Here is a 17138-nt window from a genome sequence, read left to right on the forward strand (position 1 = left end):
GTGGTAAAATTTGCGACCAAAGGTAAATTTAACCGTCGTTATGTGATGGTTGAAAGCGCCTAGTTGCCCATCTGAATTATTTTATCTTTTAGATAAAATAATTTGATGACTAAAAAAGCCCTTATTACCGTTTGGTCGTAAGGGCTTTTTTATGCCTATAAACTGCTATAAGCTTATGTTAACCAGCGCTAAAAACTATTAAAACCATCATAACGACCATTTATTACTGTGTAACTGTTGTGTTTACAAGCCTGTATGCCAGCAGTAGTAATGATTGCAAATCATGACTAGGCGCGTAATAAAAAAACTGGCACACTGTCCTCATCGTTTTATCACATCAGTTTTTTACTGGTTCGATAAGTATTTACTGAAAACAAAAACTTAATAAAACGTTTTATTTTTATGCTATTTTGCATTTTGAGAGAGGATTTATAATGACTTTATTAACGAAAAAAATGACTTTAAAACAAAAAGTAATGAGCGGTGCTTTAACTGGTGTATTAATGACTACTCTTGGTGTCGCAGCGCCGATGATGGCATTGACGCAATCGGCGACAGCTGCGCCAGCTGATAATATAACGGCAGCTAAGCGTTTAAACAAGCTGTTGACCAACACTAAAAGCATGACTGCCAATTTTAGCCAGACGACTAAGGGTGCTAATAGTGGGACGTTTAGCGGTAGTATGAGTGTACAACGTCCAAATAACTTTCGCTGGGAAACCAAATCACCATCAGAGCAATTGATTGTGGCTAATGGTAGCTCAATGTGGATTTATGATAAGGATTTGGAGCAAGCGACCAAACAAAAAGTCGACAGCCAGGTAGGTAATACACCGGCGCTACTATTGTCAGGTGATCCAAGTAAAATCGATAAGAATTTTAAAATCACCCAGCCATATGCCAATAAAAATTACTATGTGCTGTATCCAAAGTCAGCTAGTGCCAGCTTCAAGAGCTTGTCTATGAGCTTTAGCGGTGGTAAGCCTGTGATGATGGTATTAAATGACAGTTTGGGACAGACCACGTCGATTAAGTTCAGTGGTATTAAGATGAACCCGAGCATTGGTAGCAGCCAATTTAAATTTACACCACCAAAGGGTGTTGATATCATCAATCAGTAGGATTGGTCAGCATTTCATTGATGAAGCTGACTCATTAAAACAATAAAAAAGGACACGCCATTTAGGCGTGTCCTTTTTTATGGGAAACATTTTATCTAAGAAACTGCGCTGATGGCATTTATATCTGGCATCGGTGGTAGCTCATCCAAATGGTTCAATCCAAAAGCATCTAAGAATTGCGCGGTGGTGTGTAGCAATGCCGGTCGCCCTAAGGTATCTTTATAACCTTTCTCTTCAATCCAGCCTTTATCAAATAGTTGGCGTAAGATATTGCTCGATAACGTCACACCGCGTACATGCTCGATGTCACTGCGTGTCACGGGTTGCTTGTAGGCAATGACACTCAAAGTTTCTAACAAGGCTTGGCTGAGACGTTCTTGGCGTTGAGGGAAGACTTGCTGAATTAAAGCACTATAGTCATCAGTAATTTGCAAACGATAGCCACTGGCTGTCTTATGTAAGCTTAAGACACTTGCTTCTAAGCGCTGCTTGAGTAATTCCATTGCTTTGTTGAAGGTATTGGTTGTCAATGACAGATGCTTTTTTAAGCTAGCAGCAGTTAAAGGTGCTTCTGATGCATGTAGTAGCACTTCGATATGTTTGCTTATCTGATCAAGAGACAGCAAGTCTTCTTTGGTATTGCCCTTATGTGCCATTGCAATGTCATCTTCTTCAGTTTGATAGTTTTATATTAGGTGGGTTATTGAGAGAGTGTAGATTACGCCAACCACTCTAAGGTTAATTGCCCAAGAATGTCGTGTGGAATAATAGGGGTATCATCAGGACTGTTATCATTGATATGACTGTCTGCATGTCTATTAACCACTCCAATTAATTGACGTTTCATCAATTCAAGCACTGCGACAAAGCTAACCACCACACCGATCTTGCCTTGAGCTTTGTCTAATAGCTCATAGAAAGAGTGCGCGCCATCCGTGCTTAACTGTCGACTGATACTAGCGATACGATCAGCAAGCGGCACGGCATCGATCTTGATGCTATGCATCTGATAGTCTGGCTGTAACTGCATTTTAAACAAGCTATCAATCAACAGAGTCGGTGAATAGCTTGGTAGCTCAGCATTCATAGCATCTTGACTAGGCATACTGACCATCGCCAAAAACACATCGCGCTCAAGTCGAATTAAATTGTCTAAACGTTGACTGGCAGCTTTGACTTGGGCATATTCTTCAAGACGCTCAATCAGTTCAGCTTTTGGATCGCGCTCGTTTGCAGGCGTTTCTGGTTTAGGTAATAGCAGCTCAGTCTTGATCGCAATCAAGGTTGATGCCATTAGGAGATAGTCACCAGCCAACTCAAAATGATTGGTGTCCAATTCACTGATATAAGCCAAATACTGCTCTGTAATCGGCAATATAGGCATCTGTGTCAAATCGACGTTATTTTTCTTGACCAGATATAATAAAAAATCTAATGGTCCCGCAAACTGCTCAAGCCAAATGGCAAATGCTTGCGGCGGCACATACAGATCTTCTGGCAAATGTTGCACAGGCGTCTGATAGATGCGCAGAGACATATCATGAATCTCTACGCTAGACTCAGTTAATCGTTCACTTTGCATGGCAGCAGGCTATTATCATCATAAATAATAAGTTATTTAAGTTTAGCAAGTGGACGAATACCAATAGCGCGGCGAGCCTTATCTAATTGCTTACGGCTATGACGACGGGCTTTTTCTGCCCCCATCTGTAGGATTTCTTCTAACTCTTTTGGGTTTGCCATGAGCTCTTCGTAACGTGCGCGGAACGGGGCAACTTCATTATTGATTTTATCAAACAACGCTTGTTTTGCATCGCCCCAGCCAATACCAGCGGCAAACTGCGCACGCATATCGGCAATCTCTTCTGGCGTTGCAAAGGCTTTATAAATCTCAAAAATAGCAGAGTCATCAGGGTCTTTTGGCTCAGCAGGTAACTGCGAGTTAGTAACGATCTTCATGATGGCTTTATGCATCTGCTTTTCACTGCTAACTTGTGGATTGAGATCACCAAATAGAGGAATAGTATTGCTATAGCTCTTACTCATTTTACGCCCATCAAGACCTGTGAGTAGCGGAATATCGTCATCTACAACGGCAGACGGTAGCGTAAACAGCGGCTTATATCGATGGTTAAAGGTGCCAGCAATATCACGAGCCATCTCGATATGCTGGATTTGATCGCGACCAACAGGCACATGCGTGGCGTTAAACATCAAGATGTCTGCTGCCATTAGTACAGGATAGCCGAACAGCCCCATATTGATACCCTGATCAGGATCAACATCTTCCTTTTCCATATTGATATCGACTGCCGCTTTATAAGCATGAGCACGATTCATCAGACCTTTAGCACATGAGCAGTTTAAAATCCAAGCAAGCTCAGGGATTTCAGGCACATCCGATTGACGATAAAAAGTCACGCGCTCTGGATCAAGACCACAAGCAATCCAAGTTGCTGCAATAGCTTTGGTTGATTCATGAATAATAGCAGGGTCATAACAGCCGATAATACCGTGATAATCTGCTAAAAAGAAAAATGCTTCATCATCACTGTTTTGGATAGACTGAATCGCTGGACGAATTGCACCAACGTAATTCCCCAAATGTAGGGTGCCAGTCGGTTTGATACCCGTAAGGATACGTTTGGCTGCTGCTGAGCTATTAATAGTAGTTTGGCTGTCAGAAATCTGATTATTACTCATGGGAAATCCGTTATTTATTGATCAAATTATTATAAATTTATGGTTATTTATATGCTAATAATAGCAAAAAATATTAGCTGCAAATTATAGCAAATTTTGCCAGTGATTTTCGTGGGAATCAAAGCTTACTTATAGATATCCCTACGACCTTCGGGAGCGTTTTTAAAACGGCGATGGAACCACATCCACTGAGTGGGATCAATACGAATCAAGCCCTCTAGCAATTCATTAACGCGCGTCGCATCAGCCACTTCATCATTACTAGGGTAGTTATCCAATTCGGGTGTAATCGTCAGATGATAATGAGGGCGTTTGCGGCTTGGTAAATTGTCTGGTGTCTGCCGATAGGTATGCAGTGCCATCACGGCTGGTGGATGCTCTTTATTACCTAAGGTTGCCAATCGCCGCGTTGCCGTAAGGGTTGCTGCTGGTACGCCAAAAAATGGCGCCATGACACCTTGTTTCAAACCATAATCTTGATCCGGTGAATACCAAATCACATGACCCTTTTTAAGAGAGCCAACGAGACTACGCATATCACGGTTGGAGATTTGTTTGCTCAGAATACTTGTGCGTCCATTATAAATAAACCAATCAAGCAATGCGTTATTTTGCGGACGATACATACCATCCATTGGGAAGAATTGGGTACAGAGCATACCGCCTAGATCAAGCATCGTATAATGGGCACCCAATAAGATGACCGCACGACCCTCATTTTGTGCATTAATGACATGCTGCAATCCTGAAATAGATACGGTACGGGTAAAGACATTGGGACGGAACCAAGCACACAGAGTCTCAAACACACCAATGCCCTGATTGACAAAGACTTGCTTTGCCATCAGCTCACGTTCAACTTCTGGTTTTTCTGGAAATGCCAGTTTCAGATTAATCAAAGTATCACGGCGACGTGAGCCTATGACAGTATAAATTAAAATGCCTAGCTTACGACCGAGCCAAAATTGCCACCGTAGTGGTAGATAAATCAGTGGCAAAAAAATAGCAAATAATAGCCAAATACCCCAATACTTAGGCATTAAAAACTGCCACTCGAAAGGTTTTTTCTCTGCTTGAGCGGTTCGTTTATGGGTTTGGGTGATCGTCGGCGTGCCAACAGGTAGAGCCGGAGACTTAGCAGGCGGCTGTATACTTGGTGGTGGCATGCTGCTCTTTGAGGCAGGTTTGCTAGGATCGTATTGTTCAGGCGCTTTCATAAGACTGTTACTAGTGATGAAAAGTTATGATTATGATGGGGCAGTATGCTTGGCTTTGCAAGTTAATTTGCACCTTGAGATGCAGGATTTATCGGCAAATGAGTGCGATATAGCAGTTGGTTTTTTACAATAGTCCCAGCTTATAAAACTGTCAGGCATAAAAAAACCTTATAAGCTGCGGACAGCTTATAAGGTTTTGCAAATCTATTCTTAATGCTGCAGCTGTTGCTCTGAGATAAAGACAACAGTCGCAAAAATATAAGAGATAGCTTTGATTAACGTTTTGAGAATTGTGGACGTTTACGTGCTTTACGTAGACCCAATTTCTTACGTTCAACTTGACGTGAGTCACGAGTAACAAAACCAGCTGCTTTTAGTGCAGGTTTGTTGGTTTCATCAAGCTCAATCAATGCACGCGTGATGCCGTGACGGATTGCGCCAGCTTGACCACTAATACCACCACCTTTTACAGTGATGTAAAGGTCATAAGCAGTAGGTGAGTCAAGTAACTCTAAAGGCTGACGAACAACCATGCGCGAAGTTTCACGGCTGAAGTATTCGTCAAGTGGTTTGCCGTTAACAACGATGCTACCAGTACCTTTCGCTAAAAAGACACGAGCGGTAGAAGTTTTACGACGACCAGTTCCGTAATTGCGTTCCATAAGTGTATCCTTAGATGTCTAGTTCTTTAGGTTGCTGAGCTTCATGTGGATGTTCGGTACCCGCATAAAGTTTGAGCTTCTTGATCATCGCGTAGCCAAGAGGACCTTTAGGAAGCATACCCTTAACCGCTTTGTGTAGAACATCTTCAGGCTTATGTGCAATCAGCTTAGTGAAGTTGGTTTCTTTAATACCGCCTGGGTAACCACTGTGACGATAGTATTTTTTATCTTGCGCTTTTTTACCCGTTACCGCGATTTTTTCTGCATTGATGACAACAATAAAGTCACCAGTGTCTACGTGTGGAGTATAACAAGTCTTATGCTTGCCACGTAAGCGTGTAGCGATTTGAGTAGCTAAGCGACCAAGGGTTTTGCCGTCAGCATCTACGACATACCAGTCATGGGTCACTTCAGCTGGTTTTGCACTAAGTGTTTTCATGATAAAACCTTAAAATTAGAATTCGTTGAGAGTTTAGCTGGGAACGGGGCTCTCAAAAAACAGACTGCACATTATAAGCAGTAGCGCCTACGCTTGCAAGCTGCATTGGGGTTTATTTTCGCCTTATATACATTAAACTGCAGCGTTGGCCAGTTTTTTAGCGGTTTTAAACATTTGTAAAATTTGTTAATGGCTTTCATTAACCGGACAATTATGACGATAATAGACGATAAAGTCCAGCAACAACTTGTCCAACTTTAGTCTGTTTAAGACACTCAAAACCTACCGTGCCTTGCGTTGTCTCTGCTTGAGAGGCAAGATGCTCATTGAGGTTTTCTGCTAATTGGTTCAATTGAAGCGCTAAATCTTTATCAGCCTCTAGATAAATAAGCGTTTCAGTGGTGATTAACGACTGGGTAATGAGTGCTGTCAAAATCGGCTGCCACAAATCCTCGGCATAAGGCGGGTCGATAAAGACGATATCGAAGGGTTGCGGTACCAGATTTTTTTGTAGTAGTACTTGCTCAGCTGTGCCTTGAACAATTTGATGGCTGTCGCTATCAAGTCGTAACATCTCGGCACTTTGGCGCAGCATCTGACTTTGGAGTGCACTCATTTCAATAAAAGTGCAGTGAGATGCGCCACGTGATAAGGCTTCAAATCCTAAGACCCCGCTGCCAGCACAGCTATCGAGCACTTGGGCATCATGAATGTCGCTAATCAGCCAATTAAATAAGGTCTCACGCAGCCGGTCTGGAGTCGGGCGCAAGCCTTCTGCCTCAATAAAACGCACGATACGGCGCTTAAACTGACCACCGATGATACGTACTTCACCAGCCGCAATAGGTTTGGTTTTTTGGTTTTTATTAGGCTTACGCGCGCTTGAAGGTCTTTTCATAAACTTATCTTGGTTGTCTGCTTTATACTGAATATGTTAGTCAGAAGTCGCTGTCGTCGTAGCGGTTTGAGCCTGTTCTTTTTGCTTTTCTTTTTCTGCCTCTAATGCTTTATCTTCTTTATCACGTATAGCATCACGCATGGCTTTTTCAAATGCTTTTTGCCGTTTAATGACCTTTAGCTGATCAGCAGTGGGCGGCAAAATAGGATTGGTGTCGCGCTGCAATACCCAATAATCAAATAACGCACGACCGATAGGAGCAGCAACGACACTACCACCACCGCCGTTTTCGACTAATACCGCTAGGGCAATTTGTGGATCTTCCACTGGTGCAAAGCCATTAAACCAAGCATGATCCCAGTGGCGCTTATCTATCGAGGATTTATTATAGCTTTTGCCTTGAGCAATAGATTTTACCTGTGCGGTACCTGTTTTGCCAGCAATACGATAGCGTGGCGTATAGATACCACGTCCTGTTCCCGCCTTGATGGTTTCTTCCATCGCATCATGCATGCGTAACCAGTCAGAAGGCTTGCCATTGTAATCAATCTTACCATCAGGCTTGGTAATGACATCGACTGCCGCCGCGCCGTCACTACTTTTCAAGAGATGCGGTGTAATATGAAGGCCTTTACTTGCCGTCATTGCCGTTGCATTGGCAATCTGTAGTGGCGTCGCTAAAAAATAGCCCTGACCGATACTGACAGAGATAGTTTCACCTGGTAACCAGCCTTTATCATACGTATCTTTTTTCCATTTTGGTGAAGGCATAATCCCAGATTTTTCATTGGGCAGGTCAATGCCAGTCTCTTCACCGAAGCCAAAACGTACCATCCAGTCATGTAAGCGCTGAATGCCCATCTCATATGCCAATTTATAATAATAAGTATCAACCGACATAACGATAGATTTTTTGAGGTCAACCGTACCATGACCGCCTTTTTTCCAGTCGCGAAAACGGTGTGAATCACCCGGTAAGCTAAAATAACCCGGATCGTAAATAGTAGTTTCCCAATTCCGCAGACCATAATGGATACCGCCTAAGCCTTCAAAGGGCTTAATGGTTGAGCCAGGTGGGTAGGTACCTTGTAGAGCCCGATTGTATAAAGGCTGATCCAAATCTTCACGCAAATCGCCATAATCTTTAAATGAGATGCCGGAAATAAAAGGGTTTGGGTCATAACTTGGATTGCTGACAAATGCCAACACGTCACCAGTTTTGGGATCTATCGCTACAATAGCGCCGCGCCGACCATCAAGCTGCTGCTGTGCCACGACTTGTAAACCATAATCTAAGCTTAAGGTAATGTCATTGCCGGCAATCGGTGCCTTGGTATCAAGTTGACGCAAGATATCACCGTGCGCATTGGTTTCTACCGACTGATAACCGGGTTGCCCAAGCAAAATATCTTCGTAATAATCTTCGATACCAATCTTACCGATAAGGTCTGTACCGGCATAGCGATCTTTATTGATCTGCTTAGACTCTTTATCATTAATGCGTCCCACATAGCCAATAACATGGGCGAAAAGCTCATCATACGGGTATGAGCGTGTGAGCTTGCTTTGGATGCTGACACCGGGGAAAAAGGGTTTGCGTTCACTAAACTGCGCCAACTGCGCCTCGGTTAAATCAATCTTGATGGTCACCGGATCGTTTTTACTTTTACTCAGACGCGCCAAAATATCGGTGATATTTTCATCTGTCAAATCAAAGATAGGTGCGAGTAATTGTAAGGTGCGCTCTGGGTTTTCCACTTCATCAGGGCTGAGCATAGCGGTGAAAACCGGCTGATTGTCAGCGAGGATAACCCCATTTCGATCATAAATATAGCCACGGCTTGGTGGGGCAGAAATCAGCTTAATGCGATTGTTATCTGCTTGGGTGGTGTATTTATCATGAGCAAAAACCTGTAAAAATCCATAACGTACTATTAACCCTAGCAAGCCCAAAAATATGATTAATCCAAGGATAAGAATTCGACTGGTAAAAATACGATTGACCTGTTCGGTATCAGGAGTGAGCGGTTTGTTCATATAAAGTCAGTACCCAAACAGTCAGTGAGACAATAAATCAAAAAGTTATCAAAGGAGGTATTGATAGAGTAGCAGTCGAGTATGTCAAATATCATGCAGACAAAACGAGGTGAGCATAAAAAATAAGCTAAATTATTTCAAGGACATAGCGCACTATGAGGAGAACCTTATGCCAATAATTTTGCAATTCTTTATATAGGATGCTTAGTAAAATCTAACGGCAAATTATAACAGATCAAAAGCAATGACGCAGTAGGCAGTCATTTATTTTATCGCTGTTATGAAAGATGGCATTATGATCACTCTTATTATGGTTAATGACATATTTACTAACATGCATAATAACCACATAAAGGATAAAAATAGGCTCGTAAAATCAACTACTGGCAATAACTTTGGTAGATTATTTTAAGGGTTTTCTGTGCCAAAGTAGCGCCCAAAACGTGTCATCTCTAGTCACAACTTGTCTAGAGTCTAACTGTGCGAATGGATGTCAAGTATGCTAAAATCAGGCGATTTATTTTGTAGTAGTTATTGGGGAGAGGGCTTCTTGTTGCTAAGCGTTCTTAATGCGCTCAGAATATTTGGTCAACATCGATCATCACGGCAAGGATACAAAAAGTCATGGTTGTAACTTCATTGTGGCAAACAATCGCTGAGCACCCTGAATTTTTTGCCATGCTGACCATTCCGCCGGTGACAGCATTTGTGACTTGGATTCATGTGTGGATGGCGCTTAAGATGCTTTTTTATCCGATTAAGTTTCGCGGTATTCGAATCGCTAACTTTCCCTTTTTTGGGCTACCGGGTCTTGGCTGGCAAGGCATTGTACCAAGAAAAGCAGGTAAGATATCTGGCGTGATTGTTGATCAGACGCTATCGAAACTTGGCTCGCTTGATGAGTTTTTTCAGGCGATGGAACCAGACCAGATGGCGGTATTCATCACTGAGGCAGTCGATAAAAACCTTGAAAGCTTGATTGACGAAATTATGCTCGATCATTCGCCTGCGTTGTGGAGCAATCTACCTTATGCCCTTAAGCGCCGTGTCTACGCCCAAGCGCATCAAGAGCTGCCAAGCATTATGCAATCTTTGGTAACTGACTTGACGTACCATGTCGAAGATTTGGTTGATATGCGTAAGATGATTGTCAATAAGATGGAAAGCGACCGCCGTTTGATGGTCAATATGTTCTTAAAGGTCGGACAAAAAGAGATCGATTTTATTTGGCATATCAGTGCTTTGATTGGTTTAATCTTTGGTATTATCCAGATGTTTATATTTTTGGTGGTACCGCAGCACTGGACAGTCCCTTTCTTTGCGGCTATTTGGGGTTTTCTGACCAACTGGATTGCTATTTGGATGGTATTTAATCCTGTAGAGCCGCATTATATTCGTTACTTAAAGTTCTTTACACTACAGAGCCGTTTTCCCTTTATTAAGCCGCAATTACCGCATATCGCTCGATATCGACTGCAAGGTGGCTTTATGAAGCGCCAAGAAGAGGTCTCTGTGGTTTTTGCTGAGATTGTAGTCAAAGATTTGGTGACGCTTGAGAACATCATGAATGAGATGATGTATGGTGACCGCGCTATTGAAACGCGTGAGCTGATGAAATCGCATCTATATAAAGTTTTAGAGTCACCCGTCATTAATACGACTTTACGCTTGGGACTGGGTCGCCGCGAGTTTGGGCAACTAAAAAATACCATTATTGATAAATCAATTGTCGCAACGATGGTGCCACTACGTGACCCTGAGCTCAATGAAAGCCGTGCCAGTAAAATATTTGGGCTATTTCGTGACCGTATTCGTGCCCTGACGCCAGATGAATTCCAAAACTTATTACGTCCTGCCTTTCGTGAAGATGAAATGACGTTGATTGTGCTTGGCGGCTTAACAGGATTTTTGGCAGGTTGGTTGCACTTAGTCTTGGTGTTTTTCCCTGCCATGCAGTGATAAGTAGTTTTTCATGTTCTTTACACACATCGCATACAGAGTGGATACAGAAATGTGACAAGTTGACGCTAATGTACCATGCTGTAAGCGTCCCAAGCTTCAATGGCTGATGGGGCTGTTTAGCTAATAATAACAGCAAAAAATACTAGCAGTAATCAGTACTGGATACTTTCGACTATCCTGAAATACCAATCCCTAAAATAAACAATGACCGTATTAAGGTAAACAAGGTTAGACCGTATGTTAATCACAGAATTGGGTTATTTTGCCGTGCTAGCCGCCTTTATGTTGGCGATTTTGCAGGTAGTCTTACCAACCATAGGCGTTATGCGTGACCATGTTGCTTGGCAGCGTTTGGCACCGAGCTTGGCATGGGCGCAGTTTGCCGCCATGATTACCTCGTTTGGCGCATTGATGGCAGGCTTTTATTATAATGATTTTAGTCTCGTCTACGTGTCGCAGCATTCGAATACCTTGCTGCCTTGGTATTATAAGTTATCAGCGACGTGGGGCGGGCATGAAGGCTCGCTGCTGCTATGGATGACTATTATGGCAACGTGGTGTGCTTTGGTCTCATACTTTAGTCGTGGTTTACCATTGTCGATGCGCGCGCGCGTATTGGTGATATTGGCTGGCGTACAAATGATGATGCTGGCAATGCTCATCTTTACTTCGTCGCCGTTTGACCGTACTTTGCCAAATCTGCCAGTTGATGGTGCTGATTTAAACCCTGTCTTACAAGATTTTGGTTTGATTATCCATCCACCGATGCTGTATATGGGCTATGTTGGTATGGTGGTGCCATTTGCGTTTTGTATGGCGGCATTGTGGGAAGGGCGCTTGGATGCGGTATGGACACGCTGGTCACGTCCATGGGCATTGGCTGCTTGGGGATTTTTAACCATTGGTATTGGACTGGGTTCTTGGTGGGCATATTACGAGCTTGGTTGGGGTGGTTGGTGGTTTTGGGATCCAGTAGAAAATGCTTCGTTGCTGCCTTGGCTGGCAGGTTTGGCATTGCTGCATTCGCTGGCAGTCACTGAAAAGCGGGGTGTCTTTAAGGCGTGGACGATTATGCTGGCCATTTTTGCCTTTGCATTAAGCTTGCTTGGAACATTCTTAGTACGCTCTGGGGTCATTACCTCTGTGCATTCATTTGCTGCTGATCCCACGCGTGGTTTAGTGATTTTAGTGATTCTTGGTATCATTGTTGGCGGTGGCTTATTGATGTTCGCTGTGCGTGGCTGGCGTCTGACTATTGAGAGTCAGTATCAGCTGATTTCCCGTGAGTCATTTTTAGTCATTAACAACGTTATCATTTTGATTGCGACCTTAGTGGTATTACTTGGTACGCTCTATCCTATCATTGCCGATGCCTTCAATTTAGGTCAAGTATCCGTAGGTCCTCCTTACTTTAATGCGCTGTTTGTGCCATTGACTTGGCTATTGATGATAGCAATGGGCATGGGCTCCAATATCCGCTGGAAACAAGACAGTCGTCCGCTGTTGGGCGTTGGTATGGTCATTGCGGCAAGTAGCCTTGTTTTAGCTGCAGTCATTGCTTATTTTGTTAGCCCCTCTGCCATGCTCAATATTGGCGTGACGCTAGCGGTAAGTTTTTGGGTATTGTTATGGATGGCAGTTGATTTTAAAGATAAGACCAAAAACGCCCCAAGCTTCTTCAAGGGCTTAGCTAAGCTCCGTTTAAGCTACTGGGGTCAGCAAACTGCACATATTGGCGTTATTATAGCCGTCATCGGTGTCGCCTTTACCAGTACCTTAAGCATCGAGCGCGATGTGGCATTAAGGATTGGCGAAACGGTTAATGTCCAAGGTTATGACTTTGCATTAACGGATTTAAGAGAGACTAGAGGCAGCAACTTTGATGCAACGCAAGCAGAGGTCACAGTAACTAAGAAGGGCAAGGAAGTAACGATACTTCATCCTGAAAAACGAACTTACATCATCAGTACGATGCCGACGACTGAGGCGGCAATTAATGCCAACCTCATGCGTGATTTGTATGTCGCACTCGGTGAGCCTATCGCTGAGGGTAGCAATCAATGGGCAGTGCGTATTTATGTGAAGCCATTGATTCGCTGGATATGGCTTGGCGCTATTATTATGGCGTTGGGTAGTCTGTTGAGTATGCTTGATAGGCGCTATCGTATCAAAACAACCAAGACCCCTGCTAAAATCGCAGCGAGCAAGTCAGGTTTTGCGACCGTTGCTGACTTAGATAGCAATAATGCGACAGATGCCACGGCAATAATAGGGGAGAAATAAGATGACTCAGTCAGATAAGTCTCCTCAAAAAAGTCCTGAGAAAAAAAGCAATCAAATGATGAAAAAAAGTCAAATAAGAATATGGTTTTTGATTCCGCTGATCATCTTTGCCGCTTTTATAGTCATGCTTTATTTTCGTTTAGGTCAGCCGACCGAAATCGTAACTAATACGGCTCTTGAGCGTCCAGTGCCCGCTTTTGAGCTGCCGTTATTGTCAGATACCAGTCGTATCATGACCAATGATAACCTGCCAAATCAGCCTTTTTTGATGAATATTTGGGGTTCTTGGTGCCCAACTTGTATCATTGAGCATCCTTTTTTGATGCAGTTAGAGGAACGCGGTGTCAATCTGGTGGGCATCAATTATAAAGATGATATTGGCGACGCTCTCGGTTATTTGAATCGCGGCGGTGACCCATTTTCGATGTCTATTCAAGACTTATCTGGTCAATTTGCCTTGGATTTGGGTTTGACTGGTGCACCTGAAACCTTTGTGGTTGATGGCGAAGGCGTTATTCGTCAGCACATTGTCGGTGAGATTAATGAAAGCAATTGGCAAAGCCGTATCATGCCTTGTTTGATGGTACTCAATGAGGCTGATAAGAGCAATGTCAGCCCTGATCCTGACCAAGTTAAGGAGGCGTGCAAATGAGTACGATATCATTAAAATCTATCATGAAAAATTTGGCAAGTTTCATCATTGCTTGCTTGTTTAGTGTGCTAAGTATCAGTGCTTATGCCGCCATTGACGTCTATGACTTTGACTCAGTACAGCAAGAGGCTCAGTATCGTGGTCTTATCGAAGAGCTACGTTGCCCAAAATGTCAAAATCAAAACTTGGCAGGTTCTGATGCGCCGATTGCTCAAGATTTAAAGCAAAAAACTTATGACATGATTAAAGAAGGTCGTAGTGATAGTGAGATTCGCGCCTATATGCAAGAGCGCTATGGCGACTTTATCACTTATAAGCCGCCCGTACGTCCTTCAACGTGGATATTATGGTTCTTCCCGCCGCTATTATTAATTGCATTGATCGTTGGCTGGTTTTGGCAAAGTAAGCGCAGTCAGCGTATTGCTAGTGGTCAAAGCGGCATCCTGGTAGACAGCGCCGCTGCGTTATCAGCAGCAGAAAAAGCGGAACTTGATCGTCTATTATCACGAGCCAATCGCAATGATAGCATTAATGAAATGGATCGAGACATCACAAGCATAGAGGACAAAAAATGACCCTATTTTCTACTTTTGGCTTATTTATTGCCCTAAGCTTACTGATTGCGCTCGTACTGGCAGTTATCGTTATCATGCCTTGGCTGCGAGCTTCACGGTTACGAGAAAACCCTGTTGACAATCAGCTTTTAGACATCAATATCAGTGTATTTCGTGAGCGTTTGACAGAATTACAATCTGATAAAGACAATGGCACAATTGATGACGCTCATTATCAAAATCAAAAAATCGAGCTTGAGCGTCAGCTATTGGATGCTCAGCGTGAAGTCACCCCAATGGTCGTGCCTGGCATCAAGAGTCGCTTGATTATCATGGTATGGGTGCCTGTGCTTGCAGCATTGGCTTATTTCTTAGTCGGTGATCGTACACCAGTATTTGATTTGTGGGCGGCGGAAGATAAAGTTGCTCAAGTGGCAGATGACTTATTGACAGGTAAGATTGACCAGCCGCCAGCTTGGGCGATTGAAGATGGTACTCAGTTGATCAGCGCGATGCAGACCAACGTCTATCGTCATGCCGATGATCCTGATCGCTGGATGCGTTTATCAGAGCTGTTCTTATCTTTGGAAGCCACTGACTCAGCGATTGAAGCCTTGTCGCGTGCTCATCGTCTGTCGCCTGACAACGAAGAGATCGCTACCACGTATGCACAGATTAGCTTTTTTGCTAATAAAGGTCAGCTCGATGCTAATAGCCGCCGTGTGCTGCAAGATGTCCTTGCCAAAAATCCACAGCACGAAGGTGCGCAAATGCTGATGGCGATGGGTGAGGCGCGCGGTAATAATTTTGAGCAGGCGCAAGGTTGGATTAAGCGTTTACGTAAGAGTATTGCTGCCAAACCAGGTGACCATACACAAGCACTAAGCAGCCTTGATGAGCTAAGTGCCAATGTCACGGCGCAAGAGCAGCAAGCATCTGAGGGTATTGAAGTCACTGTCTCTATTGATAGTTCATTGTTGCCACTAGTGAAAGCTGAAGATGTGTTGTTTGTCGCGATACGTGATGTAAAAGGTGGCCCGCCATTTGCCGCCAAGCGTTTACCGATTAGCGTGATTAAGCAAGGCGAAGCAACGATTAGCCTAAGTGATTTAGATGCCATGATGCCAGAGCGCACGCTCAAATCTGCTCGTGATGAAAAAATTCAACTGGCTGTCATTGCTCGTATTAGTCATAGTGGTACTGCCAATGCCGAGTCAGGTGATTTATCAGGGAATCCTGTGGTGATAAGCGTCGAGCAGAATCAAGTCAATGTGGCTATTAATCAACAGGTTCCTTAGTGCGCTGAGTCCAAAATATCATCCTACATTTAGTGCGCGCCATCGTCTCATCTATGGCGCGCAACTGTGTCCCATGAACAGAGAAGTCATGGTATCTTGCCGCATTAGGACTAAAAATACTTGAGCTTTTGAAAGCCACAAGGTAAGGTAAGCGCTGCAAACCACCAATCCCTAAGTTTTATTAGTCCCAAAATCCTATTTATTAAGGAGAATCGTGTAATGATGCGTATTATTTTGCTAGGTCCACCAGGCGCCGGTAAAGGTACCCAAGCTCAGTTTATTTCTAAAGAATATGATATTCCGCAGATCTCAACGGGTGATATGCTGCGTGCAGCAATCAAAGAAGGCACTGAGCTTGGCAAACAAGCCAAAGACGTGATGAACGCTGGTGGTTTGGTTTCTGATGATCTGATCATTAACCTCGTGCAAGAACGCATCGCTAAGCCTGATTGTGTTAACGGCTGTATTTTAGATGGTTTCCCGCGTACCATTCCACAAGCTCAAGCGCTTGCAGATGCCAACGTTACGATTGACCATGTAATTGAAATCAGTGTGCCTGATGATGAAATCGTCAAGCGATTATCAGGTCGTCGCCAACATGCTGGCTCTGGTCGTGTTTATCACGTTGACCACAATCCACCAAAGCAAGAAGGCATCGATGATGTTACTGGTGAAGCGCTTATCCAACGTGAAGACGATAAAGAGTCAACCATTCGCGATCGTTTAGCTACGTATCATGAGCAAACATCAGCCCTCGTTGGCTTTTATCAGAACAAAGCTAAAGAAGGCGGCGATGCGCCTAAGTATGATAAGTTCGATGGTACCCAAGGTATTGATGACGTTAAGCAACAAATATTTTCTGCACTAAAAGGCTAATATTTGTACTGACGCTAGAATATAGCGGATTAATCGAATATTGTTATGAAAGACCCTGCCGCTATTAATAGCAATTTGCAGGGTTTTTTAATGCGTGGTAATAACTATTCACCCATATTTCTAAGTAAACACTAAAGATCATCTACAAAAAAGCCGCTTACTCATGATAAGTAAACGGCTTTTAACTACTAGCAGGTTAATGCTTTAACACTAACACTAACACTAACACTTACGCGTTACCTTCAGCATCAACTTGTGCTTGCTGCTGACTTTGCGCATAAGCTTGATCAAAGTTCACTGGCGCAAGCAATAACTGCGGGAAGCTACCACGCGTTACGATGTCGCTGATGACTTCACGAGCATAGGGGAACAAAACATTCGGGCAATAAGCACCTAGGATTTGACCGATTTGGTCTTCTGGGATGTCTTTTAATAA

At 43.4% G+C, this 17138-nt stretch carries 16 protein-coding genes and 1 pseudogene; 8 read left to right on the forward strand and 9 right to left on the reverse strand.

Annotated elements, in window-relative coordinates; all coding sequences use genetic code 11:
• Together rpmA and lolA are read left to right on the forward strand one after the other, a co-directional pair.
• Positions 1–63 (forward strand): annotated as a pseudogene (gene rpmA, locus VLN09_RS10285) (50S ribosomal protein L27); the annotation flags it as partial.
• Positions 64–434: 371 nt separating this feature from the next.
• On the forward strand, positions 435–1121 hold the full coding sequence (gene lolA, locus VLN09_RS10290) for an outer membrane lipoprotein chaperone LolA (RefSeq protein WP_325246216.1): 687 nt from the start codon (positions 435–437) through the stop codon (positions 1119–1121).
• A 95-nt stretch (positions 1122–1216) separates the two neighbouring features.
• Here the strand turns inward: lolA and scpB are convergent, their stop codons facing one another.
• The 8 genes from scpB to mrdA form a co-directional block, all read right to left on the reverse strand.
• Entirely contained in the window at positions 1217–1777 is a 561-nt protein-coding gene (gene scpB / locus VLN09_RS10295) for an SMC-Scp complex subunit ScpB (protein ID WP_325246218.1), read from the reverse strand.
• Between the two features lie 62 nt (positions 1778–1839).
• Positions 1840–2703 carry a segregation and condensation protein A gene (locus VLN09_RS10300; RefSeq protein WP_325246221.1) on the reverse strand — a complete coding sequence of 288 codons (864 nt, stop codon included), beginning with the start codon at positions 2701–2703 and terminating at the stop codon, positions 1840–1842.
• Between the two features lie 32 nt (positions 2704–2735).
• A complete protein-coding gene (locus tag VLN09_RS10305; protein WP_325246223.1) occupies positions 2736–3824 on the reverse strand; it encodes a tryptophan--tRNA ligase in 1089 nt (362 codons plus the stop codon).
• Positions 3825–3949: 125 nt separating this feature from the next.
• Positions 3950–5041 (reverse strand): lipid A biosynthesis acyltransferase, encoded by a 1092-nt coding sequence (locus tag VLN09_RS10310; protein WP_325246224.1) that lies wholly within the window; start codon positions 5039–5041, stop codon positions 3950–3952.
• Positions 5042–5316: 275 nt separating this feature from the next.
• Positions 5317–5703 (reverse strand): 30S ribosomal protein S9, encoded by a 387-nt coding sequence (gene rpsI / locus VLN09_RS10315; RefSeq protein WP_149488945.1) that lies wholly within the window; start codon positions 5701–5703, stop codon positions 5317–5319.
• A 10-nt stretch (positions 5704–5713) separates the two neighbouring features.
• Entirely contained in the window at positions 5714–6142 is a 429-nt protein-coding gene (gene rplM, locus VLN09_RS10320; protein WP_183620736.1) for a 50S ribosomal protein L13, read from the reverse strand.
• 211 nt (positions 6143–6353) lie between these two features.
• Entirely contained in the window at positions 6354–7040 is a 687-nt protein-coding gene (rsmD, locus tag VLN09_RS10325; protein WP_325246225.1) for a 16S rRNA (guanine(966)-N(2))-methyltransferase RsmD, read from the reverse strand.
• Positions 7041–7076: 36 nt separating this feature from the next.
• A complete protein-coding gene (gene mrdA, locus VLN09_RS10330; RefSeq protein ID WP_325246227.1) occupies positions 7077–9077 on the reverse strand; it encodes a penicillin-binding protein 2 in 2001 nt (666 codons plus the stop codon).
• A 624-nt stretch (positions 9078–9701) separates the two neighbouring features.
• Here mrdA and VLN09_RS10335 point away from each other — a divergent pair.
• The 6 genes from VLN09_RS10335 to adk all read left to right on the forward strand — a co-directional run bounded on the left by VLN09_RS10335 (position 9702) and on the right by adk (position 16702).
• Entirely contained in the window at positions 9702–11036 is a 1335-nt protein-coding gene (locus VLN09_RS10335) for a hypothetical protein (RefSeq protein ID WP_325246229.1), read from the forward strand.
• A 240-nt stretch (positions 11037–11276) separates the two neighbouring features.
• A complete protein-coding gene (locus VLN09_RS10340; protein ID WP_325246232.1) occupies positions 11277–13322 on the forward strand; it encodes a heme lyase CcmF/NrfE family subunit in 2046 nt (681 codons plus the stop codon).
• 1 nt (position 13323) lies between these two features.
• On the forward strand, positions 13324–13974 hold the full coding sequence (locus VLN09_RS10345) for a DsbE family thiol:disulfide interchange protein (RefSeq protein ID WP_325246234.1): 651 nt from the start codon (positions 13324–13326) through the stop codon (positions 13972–13974).
• On the forward strand, positions 13971–14549 hold the full coding sequence (locus tag VLN09_RS10350) for a cytochrome c-type biogenesis protein (protein WP_414709123.1): 579 nt from the start codon (positions 13971–13973) through the stop codon (positions 14547–14549). Before VLN09_RS10345 ends, VLN09_RS10350 begins: the two co-directional genes overlap by 4 nt.
• Positions 14546–15826, forward strand: a complete 1281-nt coding sequence (gene ccmI / locus VLN09_RS10355; RefSeq protein WP_325246236.1) for a c-type cytochrome biogenesis protein CcmI — start codon at positions 14546–14548, stop codon at positions 15824–15826. The genes VLN09_RS10350 and ccmI overlap by 4 nt, the downstream gene beginning before the upstream one ends.
• Positions 15827–16045: 219 nt before the next feature.
• On the forward strand, positions 16046–16702 hold the full coding sequence (adk, locus tag VLN09_RS10360; protein ID WP_325246238.1) for an adenylate kinase: 657 nt from the start codon (positions 16046–16048) through the stop codon (positions 16700–16702).
• 229 nt (positions 16703–16931) lie between these two features.
• Here the strand turns inward: adk and VLN09_RS10365 are convergent.
• Positions 16932–17138: protein-export chaperone SecB (locus tag VLN09_RS10365; RefSeq protein WP_325246240.1), on the reverse strand; the 207-nt coding region annotated here is incomplete at its 5' end.

Source organism: Psychrobacter sp. (genome assembly GCF_035469765.1).
Lineage (GTDB): Bacteria > Pseudomonadota > Gammaproteobacteria > Pseudomonadales > Moraxellaceae > Psychrobacter.